The organism is Gardnerella swidsinskii (assembly GCF_003397705.1).
GTDB classification, from domain to species: Bacteria; Actinomycetota; Actinomycetes; order Actinomycetales; family Bifidobacteriaceae; genus Bifidobacterium; species Bifidobacterium swidsinskii.
In genome coordinates this window covers 64,091-89,837 of record NZ_QJVB01000003.1, presented here as the reverse complement: position 1 = coordinate 89,837, position 25,747 = coordinate 64,091, and the positions used below count along the sequence as shown (strand labels likewise).

Sequence of the window (25,747 nt, the reverse complement as noted above, 5' to 3'; positions counted from 1 at the left end):
ATTATACCAAGCCAACTCAGCATCTGCTTTAACACCCTTGTTAAGACATTATAATAGTGATTTCTTGAGTTCTAGCCCTGTTCCTGATTTATAAAAAACGTATTCTGCTTCGTGTTGTAATATGTACAGAGCAGATTTCCTTGAAAAGCCATATTTTTGAATTTCAATTGAACGCTTATTTGTTGAACCATTTCTATGTTTCCAAATTCTAAACCTTGTTCTGTCTTTTTCTTTGGAAGCGGAACGGTTAAAACTTTGTCAATCGCCTTTAATGCCTCCTTAAATACAATAGAAAAATGTTGTAGAGTAGCTGTCTTGCTTATGGATGCTGTAAACGCAGATGATAAAATAATTGCAAGTATAAAATTAAGGGTTGTAATATTTCCATAGTAAAGAAATATACTTCCCAAAATCATGACAATAACTACTCCAATTTCCATAAATATGTCAATAAGTCCCATTGGAATTGTGATTGCCCCCATACTCTTTTTAACCTAGTAAACATACTCTCTTGCCGTTTTTAATGCTCTTTCACTTATCTCCTCTTCTTTCGAAAAGGCCTTAATAACAGAAATATTTTTTACATATTCCATTAGCTCTTCTCTCATCTTCTTTTCGTGATTAAAATAAATAGCAAAGTTTTTATCCATTGTTTTCTGCGAAAGAACTTTTACCAAATACATAAGTGGAACTCCGGCAATCATTCCAAGAGCAAGACGCCAATCCACAAAAATCATAGCTACAAAAATAATGGTAGGTAGAAGTGTAACTGACATTATTTCAGGAAGACCATGGGCAAGGTATACTTCCACTTGTTCCACATCATGCTGAACAATGTTGGTAAGCTCTCCTGTATTATGTTCTTTAAAAAATCCTAAACTTAGTTTTTTTAGATGATCAATAATATCTAACCTAAGTTCTGTTAATTTTTCGTATGCTTTCTCATGAGCAACCTTTGTTGCAAAATAGTAAAACACGCCTTTTAACACAAATGAGATAAAGATTCCAAAAAATACATACTTTAAATCAACTTCGTTAGTATTGTTTGTGATTAAAGAACTAATCAAATATACAAGTAAGATTTGTGGTATCAAATCAAATACTATTTTTAAAGCAAGGAGTGCATTGGATAAGCCATTTTACCTATCACTTTTTCCTTAATTCTTTTTCTGGCATAAACAACGCTCCTTCCAAAACTGAATAATATTGAATTTTAATTCAATATTAAGGTTTAAAATAAGACTTTGCTGATTACGCAAAGTCTATTTTTAGTGCTTATTATAAGGATTCCACTCCCTTGTAATAACACCTTGCAATAAGTTTTAGCATATCTTTCGCCCACTTTTCACTTTGATAGTGCCTTACTATCTCAAGAAACCCCTCTGTAAAGTTACTGGCTAAAATATGGGCAAGCATTGGATCATATTTCTGTTTAGATTGTCTTTTTAAACTTACTTCAATATGAACCTGCATTTGCGATATGAGTTTTTGTTTTGCTTCTGCATGCTTTGTACCTGAACTTTTATCCATTAAAATAATTAACTTCTTACGCTCTTTTAAAAGTTCATGAATATAATTTTCTCCAACTTCATCAAACCTTTCAGAAGCAGAACCCTTTTCCAAAGATTCTTCCTCATTAAAAGCTGAGTCAAAGTTTATATAAACAGAACTTACTACTGCATCAAACAAAACTTCCTTATTTTTGAAATAGGTATAAATGAGTGCCACAGGAATATCTGCTTCTTTTGCAATTTCTGTTAATTTAGCACCTCTATAATCATTTTTATAAAATACTTTTTCTGCTGCATCAAGTATCCTATTTCTAACTTCTTCTTTCAATACTTGTGCCATATCACACCTCTTTCAAATAAAATACTGAACCTAAATTCAATATTTGTCAAGAGTTTAGTGTATTAGTTCAAAAAGAAACTGGATTTAAGACTGCAAGAAAAAGCAGATTTCCGTTAAATTACATCTCATTAATTCTGTTTGATAAAATTGTAACCACGCCAACAACCTTATTTTCCCACTTCACAAGGTGGGTGCAAAGTGGCGAATCGACTTGAATGGGCGCTTTGACAGAGCTTGAAATTGCATAACGCATTTCAAGCTCCTTCAAAGCGTGATTTGGCTCAAATGTAAAGTCCAGTGGACTTTACATGCCAAATCAGCCGAACGGCTACTAATAGCCGTGAGGAATAATATAATTCGCGAATGCACTTCGATTCGCTGAGCTTGCTCAAAGTTGAAAACACAGTGTGCTTTCAACGCAAGCGAAGTACGTTAACATCCTGTGCACTCGACCCTAGAACGTTGATATCTTCCCTCAAACAGCCAAAATACGTTCAAAAACCGAGCAAAGCCAGCTTAAATCCACCACAGGCTAAACCCTTTAACGATAACTCTCGCTAAGCCCTGCTACACAAAGCCTAAAACGCAGCAACTAGACTGTACGCAAGTAGGTGTCATCAAAACGATATCTTGAAACAGTCACGATTTGTAAAGGAGCGCCACTGATTCTGCATGATGAGTGTTGGGATATATGTCGAACGCACGCAAAGACTGAACGCTGTAACCAAGCTCCCTAAACGTGCCAACATCGCGAGCAAGACTGGTCGGATCGCAAGCAACATACACAACGCTTCTTGCTCCAGACTTCGCAATCTGCTTACAAACTTGAGCTTTAGCACCAGCGCGCGGAGGATCTAACACAACAACATCTGGATGCGCAAATCGGCGCACAATCTTAGATGACTTACTCGCCTTAAACACCTGCGATTCAAGAGTTTGCGCAACATCCCCTTCAAGCGCTTCAACAACATCCCTGCTAAGACCAGCGCGTCCAATATTTCGCCTTGCGTTCTTTACAGCAATCGGCGCACCCTCAATGCTAAGCACGCGAGCTGGCTCTGCAGAACCAACGGAACCTGCATCACCAGCAGAATCTCCGCCAACATTAGCCAAAGTCGCAAGAGGAATCGTAAACAAACCCGAACCAGAATACAAATCCCACAAAACAGTATTCTTAGTGCGCCCACCAAGTGCAGAACGAACTAATCCCAAAACGTAGTTCACCAAATGCTCTGGAGCTGCGCGATGAATCTGCCAAAAACCGCGCCCATCAACATCGTAATCAAAAGTACGCGCACGAGATAAATCTTCATTAACAGCAACTCGCACGCGCTCGCGCAACAATGCCGATCCTGCAACCAACTCATCATTTACTATAAGCGCATAATTTTCGCCAATCGCACTAAGAAGCGCAGCCTTATCGCCAGAAACACCAAAATCCAAACCATCAACCCTAGGCTCTGGAACAGCAAGACGAATTTGCGCATTTGGCGAAAAAGAACGATTCCACAAGTCCAAAGAATCCGCAACAGCCAAAACTGCGCGCGACGCAAGCGGCATAGTATCAATCGCAATGCGATCATGCGACTCGCGCTTACGCATAGACAATCGCCCTTCATCATCCGCAACCAACTCCATGCGCGTACGCCAATTAAACCCGTTAAGCTCCTCGTCCCCTGGCATGCGCTCAACACTAACATCGCTTTCCGCAACATCCATATGCGCTAAACGCTGGAATTGATTGGCAATTACGGAAGCCTTCCAACGAATCTGACCAGGCAAAGAAACGTGAATTAAATCCGCGCCGCCAACTCCGCCGCCCTGAGCCAAAGGACCAGCGAGCTTCCATTGCGGCTCCACACGATCCGCACTAGGCTCCAAAACTTCTACAACTTCGCCAGTAAAAAAGTGCGCTTTTGCACGCATCGGCTCATCCATGCGCACAACAACCAGCTCACCAGGAAGGGCAAATCGCACGAATACAACGCGTCCTTCGAGATGACCTACGCATCTACCTTGATCCGCATATCGCTCGATTCGCATCGTTACTTGCATGTACTACCCCTTAGTTTTGCGTTTTGTTAAGCTGATTCTCTAACGCTGATTTTCTAACGCTGATTTTTGTTAAGATGATTTTACTTCACTGAATTTACATCGTTTTCATCTTCGTCAATCTGCTTTTCTTCGCGATAATTTTCTTCGCGATTTTTATGGTGAAGACGCATAAACGGCGTTGCGATAATCAAGTAAGAAACCCAAATTGCGAGTGCCCAGAACGGCAATCCCATAATCAAGCGAACGGTACCAAGCCACACAACGTGATTCGTCAAATATAATGGCACTTGCAAAACGAGCCTCAGCACAAAAACAGCAATCCACAATCCTGTCACATACATATACGCTCGCTTAAGCGGCTTATAATCGAGCCATTCGTGAAGCCACGAGCCAAAGTTTTCCGTAGGCATTTTGCGAATTGACTCAATCACAAGCCCTAAAGCAGGCACGCGCACAATCAGCGAAATAGCAAGAAGCACACCATAAACAGCGTTCGTAATAAAGCCCATCATATAGTAGTCGCGCGCTTGGTGACTCGTCCACACCCAAACAAGGCAGATTCCAATGGAAACAAGCCCACTAATTGCTCCCATAAGCGATTGCCTTTGAATAAGACGAATCACAACTTGCAAAACAGCAATCACAGCTGCAACAATAACCGTTGTTTGCACATTTCGTGTTACAACGAAGCAAATAACAAACAGCAAGCCTGGAAGCATGGATTCGATTACGCCTCGAACGCCACCCATTGAATCAATTACAGAAAATGTAGATCCTTCGGCTCCAATTGAAGCCAATGTCGCTAGTCCTGAGCGTTTTTTGGTTTGCGCAGAATCGTTGGTTTGCGCAGAATCGTTGAGTTTTACTGCATTTGAAAACTCTTGCGAAGAAAACTCTTCTTCGGATTTCTGTAAAGATTCTTGTGAATCCATTCAATTAACTTTCTACTATTTGCATTATCTAATTTCAGCAAACATTGGACCGCGTGTAAGCGTAGTTTTTACTTCTACTTGTTGGTCGTAACCTAATGGTTTATCGTCTTTTTTTAGTGCATTATTAGCATCTTCATCAGACGTATTATTTTCCCCATCTTTACCGCTATTTTCTGCATTTAAAGCAGCTTCTTTTTCTTCTCTAGTTACTGGATCATGCATAGGAATAAAATCGCGAGGCGCAAGCGGCTCTTCACCACGATTTACAACAATCCCCTTAAACCATTCGTCTAATTGTTTTGTTTCGTTATTATTATCTGCAAGCTCTGTTGCTGCAGGTCCAGAGAATACTCCGCGAAGCATCCACCTAGGACCATCAACGCCAACAATACGCGTTGTAATGGTTTTTTCTCCAACTTTTACAGGTAACAGTAGCTCAGTACCAAATTCGCCTTGTACTGTACACGCTTGACTATTACCATCAAGCAAATCTTTGCACACTTCTAGCCAAATACCAGATGTTTTAGGCGCAGCAAAAGCTTCAACTTCTACGCTTGAAGAACCATAAGTTACTGTCATACCAAGAACTTGCGATGTTTCATGCTGCTTTTTTACTCGCAACTCAATGCCTTGAAAATATGGGATATAGATTGAACCAAAATCTAGATAATCGCTAAAATCAGGAGCATCTTCATCATTGAAATCCCATGGACCAGTTTTTACCTCTACGATTTTGTCTTCAACTTTTGAAGATTTTTCTTCTTCATGTCGGCCAAATAACCAACCCATTATTCCTCATTTCTTAAAACAACAAGCACAACAATAAGCATAATGCTAATCGTCGTAAATTGCTCAACTTCACCAGATTATCATAAACAAAGCACTGAAAATATGCATATGAGCAAATGCTATTACTTTATTTATTTCAGTTAATGTGATTAATAATCACACACCGTATTTTATGGTTAAAGGCGCGTGATCCGACCATCTTGCCTCATAACTTTCAGCACGATCGATCACAAATCCGCGAGCGCTTTCCGCAATTTCAGGAGTTGCGAACTGGTAGTCTAATCTCCAGCCAACGTTATTGTCGAAAGCTTTACCGCGCTGACTCCACCAAGTGTATGGTCCTTGAATATCTCCTGCAAGCATGCGCATAACGTCCACAAATTCATATTCGTTAATCCAGCGATCAATATAAGCGCGTTCCTCTGGCAAGAATCCTGCACTTTTTTCATTAGCCTTAGCGTTTTTAATATCAAGTGAAGTATGCGCAATATTAAAGTCACCGCACAAAATCGCTTGATTTCCGCCACTTGCTGCAATATTTCGAAGCTCCCCCAAGCGTATAAGCATTGTGTCTAAAAAGCGGAATTTTTGTTGCATTTTTTGCGGATCGTCCACATTTCCAGCATGAACATACACAGAAGCAATAGTAATTTCATACCCTTCAGGGGTACGCACGTCAGTTTCAACCCATCGCCCAGAATCAACATCCTCACTTAAACCAGGCAAACCGTAGCGTTTTTCAACTACAGGAAGAGACGTAACTAGAGCTACTCCAGCTCGACCTTTTACACGGCAAACTTCATTTGTATAAGTAAAATTATCGTTTTTTATAGAATTTACGATATTTTCAGACGTACAATATCCCATTTCAATTTTTGTCATAATTGGGTCGATTGCATCCTGCGGAGCGCGCACTTCTTGCATACACCACACGTCTGGAGTATGCGCGTCAGACCAGTTAAGCATACCTTTGCGCTCAGCTGCACGAATACCGTTTAAATTCGAAGTCGTAATTGTAATCATGTAATCAACTCTAATATGTACACAACACAAACAGCTCCACCACTAAGCAACAGACATAAATCACGCAACCAACACAGATTACAAGTTATGGATTACTCAACCAATAAACACGGAATTAATAGAAAAATAAAAAGGTGCAGATTCTATAAAACCTGCACCTTTTTATCAGCTTGTACTATTTAGTCTAAACCAAGTTCCAAATTTCCTCCTGGAATTGCATCAAGCAAATCGCGAGTGTATTCCATCTGTGGATGATCGAATACCTCATCTGTAGTTGCATGCTCAACAAGCTTTCCATGCTGCATAACAACAACTTCGTCTGCAATCTGACGAACGACAGCCAAATCGTGTGTGATGAACAAATAGCTCAAACCACGCTCCGCCTGCAAATCGTTAAGCAAGTGCAAAACCTGATCTTGCACAAGCACATCCAAAGCAGATACAGCTTCATCGCAAACTATAACATCTGGGTCCAAAGCCATAGCACGAGCAATCGCAATTCGTTGACGCTGTCCTCCAGAAAGTTCGTTCGGGAATCGAGTCATAACTGAAGCAGGCATACGAACCATGTCTAGAAGCTCTACCACACGGTTTTTACGACTCTTTTTATCACCAATCTTATGAATACGCAAAGGTTCTTCAATTGAACGATAAATTGAGTACATAGGATCCAAAGAACCATACGGATTCTGGAAAACTGGCTGCACATGGCGACGGAAGTCAAGCAAATCCGAACCCTTTAAATCGGAAATATTCTTACCTTCGTAAGTAACAGTTCCACTTGTTGGCTTAAGAAGTCGCAAAACCATATTCGCAACAGTAGATTTACCTGAACCAGATTCACCAACGATAGCTAACGTCGTACCACGCTTAATAGAGAATGAAACGTCGTCAACAGCCTTAAAAAGCTCTTTCTTGCGAGGAAGCTTAAACTCACGAGTTAAGTGATCCACAGTAATAATATGCTCACTTTTTTCGAGAGTTTGCTCACCTACTACATGATGCTCAAGCAAGTTATCAGCGTTACCACCGTGTTCTTTAACAGAAATAATGCGCTGAGAAGCTAAGCTTGGAGCGGCAGCAACAAGTCTCTTTGTATACGGATGCTGAGGATGCTGCAAAACTTCCAACGATGGGCCAGACTCAACAACACGACCCTTATACATAACAACAACATGCTGCGCGCGAGAGGCAGCCAAACCTAAATCGTGTGTAATGAAGAGAACAGAAGTTCCGAGCGAATCAGTTAGTGTATGCAAATGGTCAAGAATACGCTTTTGCACAGTAACATCCAAAGCGGAAGTTGGCTCATCTGCAATAAGCAAGTCCGGTCGGCAAGCCAAACCAATAGCAATCAAAGCGCGCTGACGCATACCACCGGAAAACTCATGTGGGAACTGACGTGCACGAGTTGCAGCATCTGGCAAACCAGCTTCATCGAGCAAACCAGCAATACGATCTTCAACGCTTGCACCTACAACATACTTTTTGGCAATTTCCCAAGCTTTGTCGTCATTTACACCATATTTGATTAAATCGTCTGCTACGCGCCAACGAGTTTCAGAGCCTGGAACCCACTCTTTCTTGTAGTAATCAATAGCTTCATTGAACTTTTCAGCATCGTTATGCTCATCAAGCCCAACTTCTTTCAAAGCTTTCTTAGCAACTTCAATCAAATCTGGTAATTCTTTAGAGCCAAGGAATGTTTCATCCTCATTGCTTTTGACTTGAACAGAATCGCCTGCAAGAGCCTCAGCTAATGAAGAACGCTTCTCGTGATCAACGTCAACACCATTTGCGATTAATGCTTCTTTAACTTGTTCGCCAATACGCCACACAGGGTTCAAGTTGCTCATAGGATCCTGCGGAACTAGGCCCATTGCAGTACCACGCAAGGCAGCAATCTCTTTTGGCTTCAAACTGCTAATTTCTTTACCCTTGAGCTTAATAGATCCACCTGTAACATGACCGGTTCCAGGAAGAAGACCAAGAACAGCCATTGCAGAAGTGGACTTTCCTGAACCAGATTCACCTACAATTGCAACCCACTGACCAGGATAAACACAGAAGCTAGCATCTCTAACAGCATGAACAGCTTTTTTTGAGTCTGTTGTGAAATCAACCTGGAGATTTTTTACTTCCAACAATGGCCCTTGCTCTAGCTGCATGGCGCGAATGTCTATATCTTTACGTGTTGTATTCATAAGTTTTATTCCTCCACGCTAAATTCACGCCTTACGGCTCTTCGGATCTAATGCATCCTTTACAGCATCACCCATCATAATAAAGGCGAGCACAGTAATTGCGAGTGCAATAGACGGATAGAACAAGACTTCTGGGTTCGTAGTAAGAACATTTCTAGCGGTAGAAATATCTCCACCCCAGCTGACAGTAGTACTTGGTAAACCAATTCCAAGGAAGCTTAATGTTGCTTCCAACACAATATAAGTTCCAAGCGAAGTTGTTCCAACAACAATGATTGGAGCCAAAGAGTTCGGGATAATGTGTTTGAAAAGATTACGTATTGGAGTAGATCCTAAAGCAGTAGATGCGGTATTGAATTCAAGATTTTTTGATTCCATAACAGCGCTTCGTGCAATACGAGCAACGCTAACCCATCCAAAAAGCACCATAACAAGCACAATTTTCCAAATTGATTTAGATGTACGGAACATTTGTAAAACTACGATTGCACCAAGAAGCATTGGTAAAGCCAAGAAGATATCAGTTATTCGGCTGAGAATAGTATCAACCCAGCCTCCGAAGAATCCTGCTAACGCACCAATTAAAGAACCAACAAGTACAACCAAAATAGTTGCAAGCAAACCAACACTTAGCGATGTACGAGTACCATAAACAACTCGAGCATAAATATCGCAACCTTGCATATCAAAACCAAATGGATGCGCGGCTGAAGCTGGCTCAAGAGAGTGTTCCAAAACGCAATAATTAGGATTGTGCTTTGTAAGAATGCTTGGGAAGAACGCAACAAAAATAATTGCAATAATCAAAATTGCAGAAACAATAAACAATGGATTCCTGCGCAAAGTTCTCCAAGTATCTGCCCACATACTCGTTGCAGCAGCGGATTCGTCTACGGAATCCACTTCTTGAATAGGCGTATCGTCTAATGGTGCAACGTAGCGTTCTTGCCCCGGTAATATATCGCAATTTGAAGCATTATTTGCAATCAAATCATTTTTCATCAAATTATCTTCCATAGTGTACTCCCCTCACGCGTAACGAATGCGCGGATCAAGAGCCGCGTACAACATATCAACAAGAAAATTGCTAAATACAAATATCAATGTCAAAAGCGTGACAATGGAAACAACAAGGTTTCCTTCTCCTTTTAGAATCCCTTGATATGTGAGGAATCCAACGCCATGAATGTTGAAGATCGTTTCCGAAATCATTGCACCGCCCATAAGAGCACCCAAATCCTGACCTAAGAAGGTGACGACAGGTATAAGCGAGTTGCGCAAAACGTGACGAACAATAACAGAGCCTTCTTTTAAGCCCTTTGCACGAGCTGTACGCACATAATCGAGCGAAATATTTGAAGAAATTTCAGATCTTGTAAGTCGAATGATATACGCCATAGACACAGAACCAAGAACCATTGCAGGAAGAAGCAAATCGAAGAATCCAGGATCGTTACTAGCTGTAACTGGTAATATGCGCCATTTAACACCAAATAAGTATTGTCCTACGAAACCTGTCACAAATGTTGGAACAGAAATAAGAAGAAGAGATACAACCAGAATCACACTGTCATACCACTTGCCTTTCTTCAAACCTGAAATTATGCCAAATATGACACCAAATATTGCCTCGAAAGCGAATGCCATAATTGCTAGTTGAACAGTAACCGGGAATGCACGACCAATTTCATCGATAACTGGTTGACCTGCAAAAGTATGACCAAAATCGAGGGTAAGAGCATTCTTTAAGAAAAGTAAATATTGAATAATAAATGGTTTATCTAAGTTATACTCGGCTCGTATTTGTGCAGCCACTGCAGGATTAACAGGTTTTTCTCCAAACATTGCTTTTACTGGGTCTCCAGGCAAAGCAAATACTAAAGCATAAACTAATAATGTTGTGCCGAGAACAACAGGAATCATCTGCAAAATACGACGCAGAATGTACTTACCCATCGAATTCTCCTTGAATTGTTAAAACTTACTCAAAAAACAACAAAGTGCCGCTCCAGCTCAATAGTTTTATTTAACTAGTTTAGCTGGAGCAGCAATTTCGCAATAAGCGATATTAAATTATTAAGAGGAACCAACTAGTGTTACCTACTAACTTTCTAAAAAGTATGTAACACTATGCTGTTTTCTTAATTAGCTACCAGCTTATTTGTGAAGCTGATAGTACAGCGGCATATTCTGCCAATCCATTGTGAAGCCCTTCAAAGTTGGAACCATCACAGCCTTAGCGTTCGAGTAGAACAATGGGACAGATGGAAGATCCTCAAGAAGGATTTCGTTTGCTTGCTGATAGAGCTTAATAACCTCTCCTGGCTTAGCAGATGCAGCTTTCTTAAGTAAATCGTCGAACTTTGGATTCTTATAATCACCTTCGTTGGAGCCATTGCCATCAGCTGCAACGGAAGCAAATTCCTGAGTCAAGTAATTTTCTGCACTTGGATAATCTGGCATCCAACCTGCACGCCATGCACCCTTAATCTGACGCTTAGCGCAAGCATTACGGAATTCCTGGAATGTAGGAATTGGAGTGGTTTCAGCCTTGATTCCGAGATTATTCTTGAGGGAATTCACAACAGCATCAAACACAGACTTTGCATTTCCATCGGCATTGTAGGAGAAAGTAAGAGATCCATCATACTTAGAAATCTTATCTGCCTTAGCCCAAAGTTCCTTAGCTTTCTTCGCATTAAATTCTACGTTCTCATGACCCTTAAGATCAGCCTTATAGCCTGGAGTCAATGGAGAAGTAAATTCGTTCGCAGGAGAAGCAGTGCCATTGAGAATCTTGTTGATAATCACCTTACGGTCTATAGCCATAGAAATAGCTTGACGACGAAGCTTACCTTCTTCAGTCTTTACATCGAAGTGCGGGAGGCTTGAAGGAATAGTGAACTGTTGGATTACAGAACCTGGACGGTTGTAAGCCTTAACAGTTGTATCTTTCTGGAAAGTCTTAGTTTGGGTATCTGGAATATTATCAGTCATATCGAGGTTTCCAGCCTGCACATCGCGGTATGCAGCGTTACCATCTGTATAAACCTTGAAAGTTACGCCATCATTCTGAGCCTTACGTGGACCATCGTAATCTGGGTTCTTCACAACTTCAATCTGCTTGTTGTGATCCCAAGATTTGAACAAGTATGGACCAGAAGAAACAGGCTTTTCGCCATAAGCCTTTGGATCCTTGTAGAAGGATTCCGGAAGTGGAGCAAATGCCAAGTAGCCAACCTTAATTGGGAATACAGAATCTGGCTGTTCCAAATCAACGGTAAAAGTATTTTCATCAACAACCTTCAAACCAGAAAGCTGTTCGTCACCCTTAGTACCATCCTTCTGCAAATCAGCATAACCCTTAATGGTTTGGAAGAAGGAAGCACACTTCTGAGCATTCTTAGCGTTAGCGACGAAGCTCCAAGCTTTCACAAAGCTTTCGGCTGTAATAGGAGTGCCATCGCTGAACTTCTTTCCTTTCTTAACCTTCACGGTGTACTGGGTAGCATCAGCATTTGGAGTGATGCTTTCAGCATCCTCATTCACAGGATTACCTTTTTCATCGAAAGTTACCAACGTGGAATTAACCAACATGGCAGGACGAGCGCCAGCATTTTCGTTAATATTTCCAGGGACTAATTCGTTTTGTGGCTCAGAGTTTGAAACGGTAATAATAACCTTGCCACCGTTTGTTTGTGCATTCTTAGCGGAAGAGCCACAGCCACCAAGTAACATTGCCAGCGAGCAGGCAGCAGCAGCGAAAGCCAAAGCCTTATTCTTCATATATTTTTCTCCTAACGTCTGGTAGGCAGGATTGTCATATCACAAAAAAGCCAAACATCAGCTAAAACATAAAAATCCATCCGGTTTTTATTGCCAGATGGATTCTCGCAAGCCAATGACGAGGCCTCTTCGTTGATTAAAATTCAATGATACGTATTTTTACAAACAATGCAATAGTAAAAGAAAATTGAAAAAAATATTGTATATTAGTAATAATTAATTATTTAAGTCTAGATTTAATTATAAATACCGAAAATTTTATTATTTATATAGTAAAATTTATTGTTTTTTATAGATATATGTATATTACAAAAATGTAAATTAACATATTTATTATGTAAAAAACATGTTAAATATGAATAATTGAATGTTTAAAACATTTACTATCATGCACGCGGAAAAGCTTGAGAATACTTACGTTTTAAAGATTCAATAGAAACATGAGTGTAACGCTGAGTAGTATTAAGCGATGAATGACCCAATAATTCCTGCACTTCGCGTAAATCTGCCCCTCCATTCAACATATGCGTAGCAGCACTATGCCGCAAAGCATGAGGAGAAATATCCGGAACATGCGCACTTTTAGCCTCGTCATGCACAATCTGCCTTACCAAACGCTGATCAATACGCTTTCCGCGAGTACCAAGAAATACTGCCTCTTCAACAGAATTTCGCAATAAAATTTCTCGTCCATCTTTAGAAATCCAAGCAGATAAAGCTTTATAAGCAGGAACCCCAAAAGGCACAACACGCTGCTTATTTCCCTTACCAGTAACTTTTATAGTGTGCGAGGAAAAATTAATATCCTGAATATTTAAACTAGTAAGCTCACCAACACGAATACCAGTCGCATATAAAAGCTCCAGAATTGCAGCATTGCGAAGTCCTATAGCTTTCTGATTTTTGGGACACGAAGTTGAAACATTAGCTTTAGAATCAACATTATTCATTAATGATTCTGCTTGATATTCATCCAAAACAGATGGCAGCATATTTTTAATTTTTGGCGTCATTAAAATTTCTGCAGGATTACCGCTTATGTATTCAACATGCTGACACCACGCAAAAAAACCACGCACCGCAACTACTTTGCGAGCCAAACTTGAACGCGCATGACTTCGCGACTCATCAGCCATCCACGAACGCAAATCATCCGTAGTAAGCTCCGAAATATTATTAAATCCGTGCCGATTACACCATGCTAAACATTGCAAAATATCACTGGCATAAGCTTTCTGCGTGCGTTCACCCAAGCCTTTATTAGCACGAACATAATCAATATAATCATCTATTAAACTCATATATTTAGAAGGTAAGCCTAAGAAATTTTCAGAAACAAATTTATTGTTGCTCATACTTAACTCACCCTTCCATAAAAGTTTAAAACAAAACGTTTGCCATATACTTCAGTCACATGCATAATACAACAAGGAGCATGTTATGAACACACAAACACGGAATTTAACTACACTACCACAGCAAATACCTGCAGGCTCGCGCATAGTAGTAAGAACTTACAAAATTATAGAAGACAATAACAATGGAACACAAAAAATCGAGTATCATGATGCAATTGGGCACGTACTCGAGTGGGACGGGGTAATGCTTCATTTACTTCGAGATCCTGCAGCAAACGGCACTAGAGCTGCCGAAGAAATGTTCATTGATGCCAAAACTATTTACCGTTTAAAGCCAATCCCAGAACGCAAATTCCAAAAGCCGCTTAGTCTGTAGAATTGTCTGATAAGGAGCAAGTTTTACACATTTCTCAAGGAAGCATCTGAGCGCAATAGCAGTTGCGAAGATTCGTTGATGTTAAATCCGGAAAGTTCAACAATGGATTCTCCTAAGCGCGCGGATTCTAATAATTCCTGCTGCCAATTGATTTGAGAATCATACTTCCACAATCTGCTATTTGCAGCATCGCTTTGTTGCATACTAGTTTTAGACGAGTTGCGCTGCAAGTATTTATATTCTCTCCAAGATTGAGCTTTAGCAAAAAACTCTTGCTCTAAAGCATCCGCGGTTTCAACATCATTATCTAACATATTTGCAGCAAAAGTTAGCTCAGAAATTACGGAACGCAATAATTTCGCAGTATTATGCCGATTTTCACTTACCATAGCACGAGTGCGTTGAGGATCAGTAAGAGCAACTCGTGTCATATCTCGCCAGGAACCTGCAGATAGTTGTAAAGCAATAGCACGATTAGATTGTTCACATAATACGTTTGCAAGAGCTGTTGCAACAACATGAGGCATATGAGAAATAAGAGCTGCAGAATTATCGTGCGTTGCATCATCCAAAACTATTGCGCGATTCTTGCATAGCGAAACAATCATTTGCAAAATATTTCTAACTCGCCAAAACTCAGTAGAATCATCAACAGTTAAAGCCCACAAAGCACCATTTAAAAGCTCACCACTAGAAGCTTTCCAACCAGTAAATTCACTACCAGCCATCGGATGCGCACCAACGTAGCAATCTTGCAAACCTGCTGCAGCAACCTGATTTCTAACTAAAGTTTTTACGCTACCAACATCGCTAATAGTTGTGCAAGATTTGTCAATATAAGGTGCAACTTCATGCAAAATACTTGGCATAGCGGCTAAAGCATTGCATAAAATCAAAACATTTGGACGAAGTTTAGCTAAATCTTGCACATTGTCTACGCAAGTAATTCCTAAACTTTTAGCTTCGTCATAAGGCTCATTATGACGATTCCATGCATATACGTTGCAATTTGCCAGTTTAGCAAGTCGTTTTGCAAGAGATCCACCAATAAGACCAAGACCTACAATACCAACAGAAAAATTTTGAGAAAATTCAGCATCGTCTACCATAATAATTCTCTTTCTGCACGCATTACGTTCAAATTACGTAAAGCATCAACTGAAGGTTCAACGCACACTCCACCATGAGGTAGCATCCAATCATCCATCACCGGATTCTTGCGTTTATCAGAAGAATACACTGCTAAAACTCGAACCCAATCACCATGTTCAACAACCTCTTGAATCATATCTTTACACATAGAATCCCAAGGAGCAGAATCAACAGTTGCAATAAAACTGTATAAACCGCCTCGCCCTTTAATCGGTCTAGACATAAAGGAAGTCATATTAAGACCATGATCACGCACAACATCAAGCAAATTTGCTAACACGCCAGCACCTGTGCAACGCGGAATAAATGCAATAATTGAGGAAAATGATGAAAAGTTTTCTCGCTGCACATTAACAAAATCTAAAGCCTGATCTCGAGGAGCTAGCACTAAAAACTCAGTTCGCGCGCCAGAAAAATCTTCAACTGCTTCACTCACAATCTGCCTATTGTATAAATCAGCACAAATTTTAGGGCATAAAGCAACTTCTCCAGGAACTAAATCCCTACAAGCAGCAGCATTTGAAGACGCAGTTTTTTCTTTCAATCCACGCTCTTGAGCAAACTTACGACATTGTGCCAACGCATGCGGATGAGCAACAATAGTAGAACAGTTATCGATTGAATCTGACTTGCAAATAACAGCATCAAAACTAATATCGACTCCTACGCGAGCAATACCAACCATATTCTTTGCATCAATTAGTAAATCTAAATTAGGTATTACAACGCCCTCAATATTGTTTTCCCACGCAATAACACCCCAATTGTTATGCTCTTCAATTTCACTAGCAATACTAAGAACATTCTCGCAAGCAATTGGAATAAGTCGCAAATTCTCAAATGATTGTAACTGCTGCTGAACTTTTAAAGCTGCTTGATGAGTAAAAGAACCTTCCGGCCCTAAATAGCATAATTTACGTGAGAACTTACTGTTACTACTATTCATAAGTATTCCTTAAAAACTGTTGCAGTTAAGAATATTGTAATCAAGACTACTGTAAAAAATACTGCTTAATACTTCTTTGTATGCAAAATTCACAGCGAAGTCACGCTTAAATTATTGCAAATTCTTTGCTCATTTCACTATTCAATAACAAACCAACGCTGAGGCATACAAAGCAAGACTAAGTGAGCAACAAGAACGCCGTAAAGCCAAAAATATCCAACATATTGCGAACACCATGGCAACGGTATTGTGAAACCAACAGGTACTAGAATTGCACTGCCAATAAAATCTAATGCGAGAATCCAAGCAAACGCGGAGAAAACTATTGCGTGAATAAGTAATCCACTCCAACCACTACGAGATCTTGCACACCAAGCAGACAAAAACAGCAAAAGCATAGATAATACGAATCCGTAAGGAATGTTATCCATTGCACCGCAGCGATGAGCAAAAGTACCAATCAACGCGCATATTACTGCAGAAACACACGTGGTCGCATACCTGCCCCACGAAGGCAAGCGATGCGACCACGGTTTCGACGACATAATAAAACCTAACGTTCCATTACTAATTGGTATATTGCGATTATCATGCAGCGTTGTTGTTTTGACGACGCTGCTTAGCACGCCACTTATACCATTCGTCACGGCTCAAAATAATCTTGCGCACGCGAATTGCTTCAGGTGTAACTTCCACGCATTCGTCTTCGTTAGCAAAGTCAAGAGACTCTTCCAAGCTCATCTTGATTGGCGGAGTCAAGGTCTCGAGAACATCAGCGGTTGAAGAACGCATGTTAGTCATGTGCTTAGCAAGCGTAATATTTACATCCAGCTCATCTGGCTTGTTGTTAATACCAACGATTTGTCCTTCGTAAACTGGGCTTTGTGGATCAACGAAGAATACGCCACGAGCTTGCAAACGCTGCATAGCATAAGGAGTTGCAACACCCTTGCGGTCACAAACCATGGAACCATTCTGACGAGTCACAATCTGACCAGCCCATGGAGCATAACCGGCGGAAATAGAGCTTGCAATACCAGTTCCGCGAGTAGCAGAAAGCAAAGCAGTGCGGAAACCGATAAGACCACGCGAAGGAACAGTAAATTGCAAACGAACCCAACCAGAACCGTGGTTGCTCATAGAATCCATGCGACCCTTGCGATCAGCCATAAGCTGAGTGACGGTACCCATGTACTCTTCTGGGACGTCAATCGTAGTGCTTTCCATAGGCTCATTAATTTGACCATCAATAGTCTTGGTAACAACCTGAGGACGACCAACTGTAAGCTCGTAGCCTTCGCGACGCATCTGCTCAGCTAGCACAGCCAAAGCAAGCTCGCCACGACCTTGAACTTCCCAAGCATCTGGACGCTCAGTTGGAATAACCTTAATAGAAACGTTACCAATAAGCTCGCGATCCAAACGATCCTTAATCATACGAGCAGTAAGCTTATGATCCTTGCCTTCAGTTCCAGCAAGAGGAGAATCGTTTACTCCGAAAGTCATAGAAATTGCAGGATCGTCGACATGAATTAATGGAAGCGGCTTTGGATCGTTTTGGTCAACGATAGTTTCGCCAATCATAATGTCGTTTACGCCAGCAACAGCAACAATGTCGCCAGGACCTGCAGAAGCTACAGGAGTGCGCTCCAAACCTTGAGTGCGAAGAAGCTCAGAAACACGGAAGTTTTCAATGGAACCGTCGACGCGAGAAAGACCGTAAGTCTTGCCCTTTTCCAAAGTTCCGTTGTAAATTCGCACTAAACCGAGACGACCCAAGAAGTCAGAGGAATCAATGTTTGCAACATGAGCTTGAAGAGGAGCACCTTCTTCGTATTCAGGAGCTGGAATGTTCGAAATAATAGAATCAAACAATGGCTCCAAATTATCGTTATCTGGCAAACCACCATTTTCAGGCTGATTAACAGAAGCATAACCAGCTTTAGCAGCGCAATAAATTACTGGCAAATCAAGCAAAGCGTCGAGATCGAGGTCAATACCTTCCTCGACAACATCCTGAGCCAAGCCAAGAAGCAAATCTGTAGATTCGCCAACAACTTCTTCAATACGAGCATCTGGACGATCTACCTTATTTACGCACAAAATAACAGGAAGCTTAGCTTCCAAAGCTTTACGAAGCACAAAGCGAGTCTGTGGAAGAGGACCTTCAGAAGCGTCAACCAACAAAACAACGCCGTCAACCATAGAGATACCACGCTCGACCTCACCACCGAAATCAGCGTGACCTGGAGTATCAATAACGTTAATAGTGATACCTTCTGGATGACCATACTTTTCAGCTAATGGACCTGTGTACTGCACAGCAGTGTTCTTAGCAAGAATAGTAATGCCCTTTTCGCGTTCCAAATCATTGGAATCCATAACGCGATCTGGAACTTCTTCACGCTCAGAAAATACGTGCGACTGCTGAAGCATGGCGTTTACCAGAGTGGTCTTACCGTGGTCTACGTGCGCCACAATTGCCACATTTCGAATATCACCGCGAACAGTCATCACAAACCTCTTCCATTCTTCGCGTTTAAGTAATTATTAACATGCAACCGCTTAAGCTATAAATATCGGCTGAAACAGTAGCTATATACATTATTGACAAGCACCCAAATAGGTAAACTGCCAAACCGCACCGATTTTACTAGTGAGCGCAGACAGCTTTTAATCCACACTAACGCAGAACAACAAGAACTTACGCAACAACACCTTTAGCAATAAGCTCACGCGCAACTTCGCGGTACTCTTTTGCAGTCTTGTGTTCAGGAGCAAAAATAGTGATAGGAACTGCAGCAACTGTAGAATCTGGCAGCTTAATAGAACGCGAAATCACAGAGTGCAAAACGCGATCTTGGAAAGCTTCATAAATGCGCTGCAACACTTCCTCACTATGAAGTGTGCGAGTGTACATAGTGACAAGAACTCCAAATACTTTAAGATTTGGATTAATACGAGATTGTACCTTCTCAATTGATTGCATAAGAAGAGCCACGCCTCGAAGAGCAAAAAACTCTGCAGCAAGTGGAATAATCACACCATCAGCTGCCGTTAACGCGTTTACAGTAAGCAAGCCGAGAGAAGGCTGACAATCGACTATAATAACATCGTATTCGTCGCGCACTTTGCGCAATACACCTGCTAATATTTGCTCTCGTCCTACTTCAGTTACTAACTGAACTTCAGCTGCAGATAAATCAATATTTGCAGGAATAATATCAATATTTTCTGTTTCAGTATGACGAATTACGTCGTGAACATCTACAGACGAATCAAATAATGCCGTATAAACTGTATTATCAAGCGCATTTGCGTTAATTCCAAGTCCAACTGTTGCCGCACCTTGCGGATCGAAATCAACAATCAAAACGCGACGACCATACTGACTTAGTGCGCCAGCAATATTAATGGAACTTGTAGTTTTACCAACTCCACCTTTCTGGTTGCACATTGCAATAATGCGAGCAGGACCATGTGAAGTTAACGGCTCTGGTGCATGAAAAGTTTCGTATTCGCGTCCAAGTAAATCAGTAGGCATGTTCCCCACTTTATCAACAGGTATACTCACGAAACTCTGAGCATAAAATTATTTAGCTCGAGGATGACTCATTACGTAAGCTTCAACTAATGCGTCGGGACTAATATGCGTATAAATTTGCGTAGTTGTTACGGAAGCGTGACCAAGAAGCTCTTGAACTGTGCGCACATCAGCACCACCTGCAATAAGATGCGTGGCAAGAGAATGACGCAGCGTATGCGGATGCAATGGTTTGTCAAGTTTTGCACGCTCGCCAGCTTGCGTTACTATTGCCCATGCTGATTGACGAGAAAGTGCATTACCTCTCTTATTTAAGAAAATTGTGTGCAATTCACGTTTGCCCTTTAACGCTAATTCTGGGCGAGATTTCTCCATATAGTTACGAAGAGCACGAACAGCACAACCACCAATCGGAACTAAACGCTGCTTAGAGCCTTTACCTGTAAGTTTTACAACAGATTCGTTTAAATCAATATCTTCGAATTTTACGCCAACTGCTTCCGAAATTCGCGCTCCAGTAGCGTATAAAAACTCGAGAAGAGCAGTATCTCTAATCGAAATAGCATCGGAACTTCCAAAATTCCCTGCAGCTTCAATAACTCTATTTACTTCTTCAATACTTAAAACATCCGGCAAGTAGTCTGCTTGTTTTGGAGCTTTTACTTGCGCTGAAACGTCAGCTTGTATGTCACCATGAGCAAGCATAAAGCGATGCCACTCGTGAATACTTGCAAGTCGACGCGCAACTGTCCTAGTCCCCAACCCTAATTCATTCAAAGTTCGAATGTATGATTCAATATCTAATTGAGAAATAGTAGCAATATCTTTTATTTTTCGTTCGTCGCAAAGCCAGCATGTGTAATCTTGCAAATCTGAAGCGTACGCAGATACTGTTTTTTTAGAAAGACCACGCTCAATATCAATATGCGCAATAAAGCGTTGAATATGAAGTGCAAACTCTTCAGGAATATTATTTTCCCTATTGTCAGAATCAAGATTTGAGCGCATAAAAATAATTATAGCTAATAAGTAAATTTGTTGTTTTAAAAGAAAAAGCCCACCTAAATTGGTGGGCTTAAAATAGAACTCTATTAAAGCAAAATCAGGCTTCAACTGGAGCGTTTACATCAGCTGGCAATGCAGCCTTAGCAGCTTCGACAACAGCCTTGAAAGCTTCAATATCGGAAACTGCGAGCTCAGCAAGAGCGCGACGATCCAATTCGATGCCTGCCAAGTGCAAGCCCTGAATGAAGCGATTGTAAGTGATGCCTTCAGCGCGAACTGCTGCGTTAATGCGCTGAATCCACAACTTGCGGAAATCACCCTTGCGAGCCTTGCGGTCGCGGAAGTTATAAGTAAATGAGTGGAGCAGCTGTTCCTTTGCCTTGCGATAAAGACGGGAGCGCTGACCGCGGTAACCAGAAGCCCTCTCAAGAACAACGCGACGCTTCTTGTGAGCGTTTACTGCGCGCTTTACTCGTGCCATAAGTATTCCTCAGCTTTCTTAAAAATTTTCGATTGCGTATTCGTTTACAAGCAATTCTTACTTGTTACTTACTTAACGAGCAAGCCCTTAAGCTTCTTGCTCTGCGCAGTAGCCAATACTTTATCTTCAGAAAGAGCACGACGCTTACGAGCCGACTTGTGCTCCAAGTTGTGGCGCATGGCGCTACCATCGTGCATCACCTTACCGGTACCGGTAAGACGAACGCGCTTGGACGCTGCGGAATTAGTTTTCATCTTCGGCATTGCTGCCCTCCTTGTGATGTTGATCGGATTGCATAGCATTTACTGCAGCTGCAGCTTGTGACTGAACCTCTTGCTTAGCTGCAAGACGAGCAGCCTGACGAGCTTGACGCTCAGCGCGAGATTCAGCGCCACGACGACGTTGCTCAGACTGTGTATGAATTTTCTTGCCTTTTGGAGCAAGAGTCATAATAATATTTCGACCTTCTTGCTTTGGCGCAAACTCTACTGTGCCACTTTCAGAGACCTCATCTGCAAGTCGGCGCAACAATTCAACGCCACCAACCGGACGAGATTGCTCACGGCCACGCAACATAATAGTTACTTTTACCTTGTCTCCGCCGTTCAAGAAACGAAGCACATGACCTTTCTTCACATCGAAATCATGATCGTCGATCTTGAGACGGAAACGAATTTCCTTAACCTCTGCGACGGTCTGATTACGACGTGCTTCACGAGCCTTAATCTTTTCGTTGTACTTGTACTTACCGTAGTCAATAAGCTTGGCTACTGGAGGCTTAGCAGTAGGTGCAACTTCGACAAGATCGAGGTTAGCTTCCCTTGCAAGGTTTAACGCGACAGAGGTTGCGATAACTCCCACTTGCTCGCCCTTTGGACCAATAAGGCGCACCTGAGGGACTCGAATTTCCTCGTTAATGCGTGGTTCGTCGCTAATGATGACTCCAATCCTTCTAAATACTTGTAAGATGTAATACACCAAGAAGTCCAAGAGCTTAAGATTCACCACTTCATATCAATAAAACGCTATATAACAGCGCAGCAAGCAGCACAAGAGCTAACTTGCGTGACCGAAGTCATGAACCCGAAACCACAGTAGGCTTCCAGGTGGGGACATCCCACTTTCTTGATTACTCAAGCCGAATATTCATTTTACTAGAAGCCTTGACAAAAAAGCAGCCAACACACGAAACGCGTTTTGACTGCCACAAATCAAAGCTAGAACTATGCGATTTCTACGCTAACTGCATTGGCTCAGGCTTCAATCCATCATGATTAAAGTACACATCATACCAAGTCAGGAATGTGTAAACTGTCCAAATCTTACGACGATCGTCATTTTTCTTTGCATAATTATCGTCAATCATACGAAGTAAAGCATCTCTATCGAAGAATTTAGCAGCATCGTCACTTTCAAACGTCTTACGCACAATCTTATAAAAACGTTCCTCACGCAACCAATCCTTAACTGGCACAGGGAAACCAAGCTTTTCTCTGTCATACCAAGCTTTTGGCAAATGACGGGACGCAGCTTTTCGGAAAGCAAACTTCGTATTTTCATCAGTAATTAAATATTTAGTAGGAACTTTTTCTGCAACATCCATAAGAACACGATCAAGCAAAGGCACGCGAAGCTCCAAAGAATGTGCCATAGTCATTTTATCTGCCTTAAGCAAAATATCTCCTGGCATCCATTGATGCATATCAAGATATTGCTTTTTCTTCACTTCAGAAAGTCCCTTACCAGCAATTCTATTGTAAATAGCATCAACAATGCTGCGGATGCTAGGACCCTTGCGATACTCAGGCTTCAAAAGTTTTACAGCATCTTCCTCATTGAAAACCTTTGACTGACCGATAAAATGCTCCTCAGCTGGAGCCAAATTAGCGTACAAATGCCACGCTCCATGGAAATGCTTACCCTTTGCAGCTCGACCAATCGCGTAACGCAACTTTTTTGGCAACTTTGCAAGCATGCGAGTCACAACTTTAATAAGTTTAGAACGCGTATGAACACCATAATCAATGTATCCTGCAAATAATTCATCTGCTCCCTCACCGCTTAGCACAACGCGTAAATCTTGCGAAGCTAATTTTGCAAGGAAGAATAATGGGACGCAAGAGAAATTAGAATCAGGTTCGTCCAAATACCACTGAATTTGTGGGAAATAACGGAATGCGTCAGCAGCGTCAATAATTTCAGATTTATTGTTTAAGCCAATAATTTTTGCCAATTCGCTTGCTTGTTTGGATTCATTGTATCTTCCACCAGCAAAACCAATAGAATATGTGTGTTCAGGGCGCGCAACAGCGGCAACATAACTTGAATCAACTCCAGAAGAAAGGAACGAACCAACTTCAACATCCGCAATTTGGTGAGCTTGAACAGAATCACAAACTGTTTTATCAATAGAATCAACTAATTCATTCAAGCGTTGCTTTGTTTCTTTGAAATTAGGATCGTAATATTGCTCAATCTTCATTTCGCCATTCTTATACGTAAAGCAATTACCTTCACGCAGCTTAAAAACGCCCTTGAAGAAAGTTTCGTTAATTGCAGGATATTGGAATGTCATAAACGGCTTAAGCGCATTTTCGTTAAGTTCCTTCTTAAAATCTGGATGGCGCAGTAAAGATTTAATTTCGGATCCGTACATAAAAGTACCATTCATTTGCGCATAATAAAAAGGCTTAATACCGAAATGGTCGCGAGCGCCAAACAATTCTTGAGTACTCTTGTTCCAAATAACAAATGCAAACATTCCGCGTAAACGATTAAGTAAGCCTTTACCCCACTCTTCGTATCCGTGCACTAATACTTCTGTATCGCAATCAGTATGGAAAGTGTGACCAGCTTTAATAAGTTCTTCGCGAAGTGGCTTGTAGTTATAAATCTCACCATTAAAAGTAACTGCAAGATTCCCATCCTCGTTGTACATAGGTTGGGATCCACCGTGAAGATCTATAATGCTAAGTCGACGAAAACCAAGTGCTGCGTGTTCGTCAATCATAGTTCCATACTCGTCAGGACCACGATGCGCAATCACATCTGTCATATCTTTTACAATTTGGCTTTTGACGTTAATTGGGGTGTCATTAATGAACCCTGCAATTCCGCACATTTATTTCTCCTCGTAGAATATACAACACAGCATTACGTTAGTCTACTAGCAAATAATTAACGAAAATCCATAATAACTTGGAAAATCTAACTTGCCATGCAATATTACACCAAGCACTTTATGTTAAGCGAGTATTAGTCTAAAAATTCCTGTATTTGCCGGAATAAAAGCAATAAAATACGTTAATATCAAATCCAAAAATGGCATAAAACATAGTCAAATGTTGGTTAACAACTACGCTTATAAACTCTTGTTGTAAATGTATGGTATCAGTACAAATGCAGCGTTATTATGTTGCTATGGAACCTTTGCAACGCTGCGTAGTATTAGCAGCAGGAGATTATTACGATCATACGCGTGAGCATGTGCCAGATCGCGCTTTAACAATTGCAGCTGATGGAGGCTGGGATCATGCATGTAAATTAGGTTTGCATGTAGATGCGCTCATCGGCGATTTTGACTCTGTTAGATTAAAGCTCCCTACTGATGCAGTTATTACTAGATTGCCTGCAGAAAAAGATGATCCGGACTTACTTTCTGCGTTGAAAGTCGGTTGGGCTAAAGGCTCTCGAGAATTTCATATTTTCGGAGGATTAGGTGGTCGAGTCGACCATACTATTTCCAATATTCAACTTATGGTTCGTTTAGCGCGTCGCGGTGGAATTGGATTCTTGTACGGCGACGGTCAAATTGTTACAGCAATACATGATGGATCTCTTGATTTTCCAGCATCATCTGGAAATGATTTGCGCATAGTTTCCGTTTTTTCTCATACTCCAGTTTCTAATGATGTAAATGAAGTTGGATTAAAGTATCAGCTTAAACACGCAACCATGCATGGAGATGCAGTACAAGGTTTAAGTAACGAATTATTAAATGATACGCCTGCTCATATTGACGTTCATGAAGGAACACTTATTGTAACCTTCCCTATTAATGCTCCATTACCACAGGTGAGCTGGTTTAAAAGACCAATTGGAGATTTAGGCGAAGTCGATACTTCTATATCTGAGGCATTAGCAGTTCCTCTTGAAAGCGAAACTACTCCAACATATTCGACTACTGCAGCTGCTGAAGCAATGACGTATAACGAATAGGCGCAAACTTTAGTTTGTGCAAATGGC

General features: G+C 41.1%; 23 protein-coding genes and 1 pseudogene. 2 read left to right on the top strand and 22 right to left on the bottom strand.

Going from position 1 to position 25,747, the window contains the following annotated elements; translation table 11 throughout:
• Positions 1-71: 71 nt before the first annotated feature.
• From D0T18_RS07100 to D0T18_RS04325, 12 genes and pseudogenes are all read right to left on the bottom strand, one after another.
• A complete protein-coding gene (locus D0T18_RS07100; protein WP_431834813.1) occupies positions 72-482 on the bottom strand; it encodes a hypothetical protein in 411 nt (136 codons plus the stop codon).
• Positions 483-494: 12 nt separating this feature from the next.
• Positions 495-1,109 (bottom strand): annotated as a pseudogene (locus D0T18_RS07095) (ABC transporter transmembrane domain-containing protein); the annotation flags it as partial.
• Between the two features lie 169 nt (positions 1,110-1,278).
• Positions 1,279-1,851 carry a TetR/AcrR family transcriptional regulator gene (locus D0T18_RS04370; protein WP_116440553.1) on the bottom strand — a complete coding sequence of 191 codons (573 nt, stop codon included), beginning with the start codon at positions 1,849-1,851 and terminating at the stop codon, positions 1,279-1,281.
• Between the two features lie 639 nt (positions 1,852-2,490).
• Complete coding sequence (locus D0T18_RS04365) at positions 2,491-3,906, bottom strand: class I SAM-dependent RNA methyltransferase (protein ID WP_116440552.1); 1,416 nt, start codon at positions 3,904-3,906, stop codon at positions 2,491-2,493.
• An 80-nt stretch (positions 3,907-3,986) separates the two neighbouring features.
• Positions 3,987-4,838 (bottom strand): DUF3159 domain-containing protein, encoded by an 852-nt coding sequence (locus D0T18_RS04360; RefSeq protein WP_240318290.1) that lies wholly within the window; start codon positions 4,836-4,838, stop codon positions 3,987-3,989.
• A 24-nt stretch (positions 4,839-4,862) separates the two neighbouring features.
• Complete coding sequence (locus D0T18_RS04355; RefSeq protein WP_102703420.1) at positions 4,863-5,627, bottom strand: DUF3710 domain-containing protein; 765 nt, start codon at positions 5,625-5,627, stop codon at positions 4,863-4,865.
• Positions 5,628-5,783: 156 nt separating this feature from the next.
• Entirely contained in the window at positions 5,784-6,650 is an 867-nt protein-coding gene (locus D0T18_RS04350) for an exodeoxyribonuclease III (RefSeq protein WP_116440551.1), read from the bottom strand.
• Between the two features lie 179 nt (positions 6,651-6,829).
• Entirely contained in the window at positions 6,830-8,854 is a 2,025-nt protein-coding gene (locus D0T18_RS04345; RefSeq protein ID WP_033888614.1) for a dipeptide ABC transporter ATP-binding protein, read from the bottom strand.
• A 24-nt stretch (positions 8,855-8,878) separates the two neighbouring features.
• Positions 8,879-9,871, bottom strand: a complete 993-nt coding sequence (locus D0T18_RS04340; protein ID WP_064621766.1) for an ABC transporter permease — start codon at positions 9,869-9,871, stop codon at positions 8,879-8,881.
• 12 nt (positions 9,872-9,883) lie between these two features.
• Positions 9,884-10,810 (bottom strand): ABC transporter permease, encoded by a 927-nt coding sequence (locus D0T18_RS04335; RefSeq protein ID WP_004105077.1) that lies wholly within the window; start codon positions 10,808-10,810, stop codon positions 9,884-9,886.
• A 201-nt stretch (positions 10,811-11,011) separates the two neighbouring features.
• Positions 11,012-12,640, bottom strand: coding sequence for a peptide ABC transporter substrate-binding protein (locus tag D0T18_RS04330; protein ID WP_116440550.1), 1,629 nt, complete (start codon positions 12,638-12,640; stop codon positions 11,012-11,014).
• A gap of 386 nt (positions 12,641-13,026) precedes the next feature.
• Entirely contained in the window at positions 13,027-13,995 is a 969-nt protein-coding gene (locus D0T18_RS04325; protein WP_116440549.1) for a tyrosine recombinase XerC, read from the bottom strand.
• Between the two features lie 85 nt (positions 13,996-14,080).
• Between D0T18_RS04325 and D0T18_RS04320 the strand changes: the two genes are divergently transcribed.
• Complete coding sequence (locus tag D0T18_RS04320; protein WP_012913969.1) at positions 14,081-14,374, top strand: DUF6725 family protein; 294 nt, start codon at positions 14,081-14,083, stop codon at positions 14,372-14,374.
• Positions 14,375-14,397: 23 nt separating this feature from the next.
• On the opposite strand, the gene D0T18_RS04315 is transcribed toward D0T18_RS04320, so the two are convergent.
• The 10 genes from D0T18_RS04315 to asnB all read right to left on the bottom strand — a co-directional run bounded on the left by D0T18_RS04315 (position 14,398) and on the right by asnB (position 24,623).
• A complete protein-coding gene (locus tag D0T18_RS04315; RefSeq protein ID WP_116440548.1) occupies positions 14,398-15,483 on the bottom strand; it encodes a prephenate dehydrogenase in 1,086 nt (361 codons plus the stop codon).
• Complete coding sequence (locus D0T18_RS04310; protein WP_116440547.1) at positions 15,477-16,472, bottom strand: prephenate dehydratase domain-containing protein; 996 nt, start codon at positions 16,470-16,472, stop codon at positions 15,477-15,479. Before D0T18_RS04310 ends, D0T18_RS04315 begins: the two co-directional genes overlap by 7 nt.
• A gap of 137 nt (positions 16,473-16,609) precedes the next feature.
• Complete coding sequence (locus D0T18_RS04305; protein ID WP_041160476.1) at positions 16,610-17,017, bottom strand: hypothetical protein; 408 nt, start codon at positions 17,015-17,017, stop codon at positions 16,610-16,612.
• Positions 17,018-17,060: 43 nt separating this feature from the next.
• The gene (gene typA / locus D0T18_RS04300; protein ID WP_064621387.1) at positions 17,061-18,986 is read right to left on the bottom strand and encodes a translational GTPase TypA; all 1,926 of its coding nucleotides are present in this window, start codon (positions 18,984-18,986) and stop codon (positions 17,061-17,063) included.
• A gap of 190 nt (positions 18,987-19,176) precedes the next feature.
• On the bottom strand, positions 19,177-20,016 hold the full coding sequence (locus tag D0T18_RS04295) for a ParA family protein (protein WP_004110398.1): 840 nt from the start codon (positions 20,014-20,016) through the stop codon (positions 19,177-19,179).
• Between the two features lie 48 nt (positions 20,017-20,064).
• Positions 20,065-21,024 carry a site-specific tyrosine recombinase XerD gene (xerD, locus tag D0T18_RS04290; protein WP_116440631.1) on the bottom strand — a complete coding sequence of 320 codons (960 nt, stop codon included), beginning with the start codon at positions 21,022-21,024 and terminating at the stop codon, positions 20,065-20,067.
• 94 nt (positions 21,025-21,118) lie between these two features.
• A complete protein-coding gene (gene rplT, locus D0T18_RS04285; protein WP_004105106.1) occupies positions 21,119-21,502 on the bottom strand; it encodes a 50S ribosomal protein L20 in 384 nt (127 codons plus the stop codon).
• Between the two features lie 68 nt (positions 21,503-21,570).
• Complete coding sequence (gene rpmI / locus D0T18_RS04280; protein WP_004128670.1) at positions 21,571-21,765, bottom strand: 50S ribosomal protein L35; 195 nt, start codon at positions 21,763-21,765, stop codon at positions 21,571-21,573.
• On the bottom strand, positions 21,746-22,507 hold the full coding sequence (infC, locus tag D0T18_RS04275; protein ID WP_012913964.1) for a translation initiation factor IF-3: 762 nt from the start codon (positions 22,505-22,507) through the stop codon (positions 21,746-21,748). Before infC ends, rpmI begins: the two co-directional genes overlap by 20 nt.
• A 229-nt stretch (positions 22,508-22,736) precedes the next feature.
• Positions 22,737-24,623: an asparagine synthase (glutamine-hydrolyzing) gene (gene asnB, locus D0T18_RS04270; RefSeq protein ID WP_116440546.1), complete on the bottom strand. Its 1,887-nt coding sequence runs from the start codon at positions 24,621-24,623 to the stop codon at positions 22,737-22,739.
• Between the two features lie 299 nt (positions 24,624-24,922).
• On the opposite strand from asnB, the gene D0T18_RS04265 reads away from it, so the two are divergent.
• Positions 24,923-25,720 carry a thiamine diphosphokinase gene (locus tag D0T18_RS04265; protein ID WP_064621400.1) on the top strand — a complete coding sequence of 266 codons (798 nt, stop codon included), beginning with the start codon at positions 24,923-24,925 and terminating at the stop codon, positions 25,718-25,720.
• Positions 25,721-25,747: the final 27 nt, after the last annotated feature.

Coding starts and splice junctions, on each gene's coding strand:
- D0T18_RS04310 (WP_116440547.1), bottom strand. CDS start 16,472: ATGAATAGTAGTAACAGTAAGTTCTCACGTAAATTATGCTATTTAGGG.
- D0T18_RS04305 (WP_041160476.1), bottom strand. CDS start 17,017: ATGTCGTCGAAACCGTGGTCGCATCGCTTGCCTTCGTGGGGCAGGTAT.
- D0T18_RS04340 (WP_064621766.1), bottom strand. CDS start 9,871: ATGGAAGATAATTTGATGAAAAATGATTTGATTGCAAATAATGCTTCA.
- rpmI (WP_004128670.1), bottom strand. CDS start 21,765: ATGCCGAAGATGAAAACTAATTCCGCAGCGTCCAAGCGCGTTCGTCTT.
- D0T18_RS07100 (WP_431834813.1), bottom strand. CDS start 482: ATGGGGGCAATCACAATTCCAATGGGACTTATTGACATATTTATGGAA.
- D0T18_RS04355 (WP_102703420.1), bottom strand. CDS start 5,627: ATGGGTTGGTTATTTGGCCGACATGAAGAAGAAAAATCTTCAAAAGTT.
- D0T18_RS04320 (WP_012913969.1), top strand. CDS start 14,081: ATGAACACACAAACACGGAATTTAACTACACTACCACAGCAAATACCT.
- xerD (WP_116440631.1), bottom strand. CDS start 21,024: ATGCGCTCAAATCTTGATTCTGACAATAGGGAAAATAATATTCCTGAA.
- rplT (WP_004105106.1), bottom strand. CDS start 21,502: ATGGCACGAGTAAAGCGCGCAGTAAACGCTCACAAGAAGCGTCGCGTT.
- D0T18_RS04350 (WP_116440551.1), bottom strand. CDS start 6,650: ATGATTACAATTACGACTTCGAATTTAAACGGTATTCGTGCAGCTGAG.
- D0T18_RS04315 (WP_116440548.1), bottom strand. CDS start 15,483: ATGGTAGACGATGCTGAATTTTCTCAAAATTTTTCTGTTGGTATTGTA.
- D0T18_RS04325 (WP_116440549.1), bottom strand. CDS start 13,995: ATGAGCAACAATAAATTTGTTTCTGAAAATTTCTTAGGCTTACCTTCT.
- D0T18_RS04265 (WP_064621400.1), top strand. CDS start 24,923: ATGGAACCTTTGCAACGCTGCGTAGTATTAGCAGCAGGAGATTATTAC.
- typA (WP_064621387.1), bottom strand. CDS start 18,986: ATGACTGTTCGCGGTGATATTCGAAATGTGGCAATTGTGGCGCACGTA.
- asnB (WP_116440546.1), bottom strand. CDS start 24,623: ATGTGCGGAATTGCAGGGTTCATTAATGACACCCCAATTAACGTCAAA.
- D0T18_RS04360 (WP_240318290.1), bottom strand. CDS start 4,838: ATGGATTCACAAGAATCTTTACAGAAATCCGAAGAAGAGTTTTCTTCG.
- D0T18_RS04295 (WP_004110398.1), bottom strand. CDS start 20,016: ATGCCTACTGATTTACTTGGACGCGAATACGAAACTTTTCATGCACCA.
- D0T18_RS04345 (WP_033888614.1), bottom strand. CDS start 8,854: ATGAATACAACACGTAAAGATATAGACATTCGCGCCATGCAGCTAGAG.
- D0T18_RS04370 (WP_116440553.1), bottom strand. CDS start 1,851: ATGGCACAAGTATTGAAAGAAGAAGTTAGAAATAGGATACTTGATGCA.
- D0T18_RS04335 (WP_004105077.1), bottom strand. CDS start 10,810: ATGGGTAAGTACATTCTGCGTCGTATTTTGCAGATGATTCCTGTTGTT.
- D0T18_RS04330 (WP_116440550.1), bottom strand. CDS start 12,640: ATGAAGAATAAGGCTTTGGCTTTCGCTGCTGCTGCCTGCTCGCTGGCA.
- D0T18_RS04365 (WP_116440552.1), bottom strand. CDS start 3,906: ATGCAAGTAACGATGCGAATCGAGCGATATGCGGATCAAGGTAGATGC.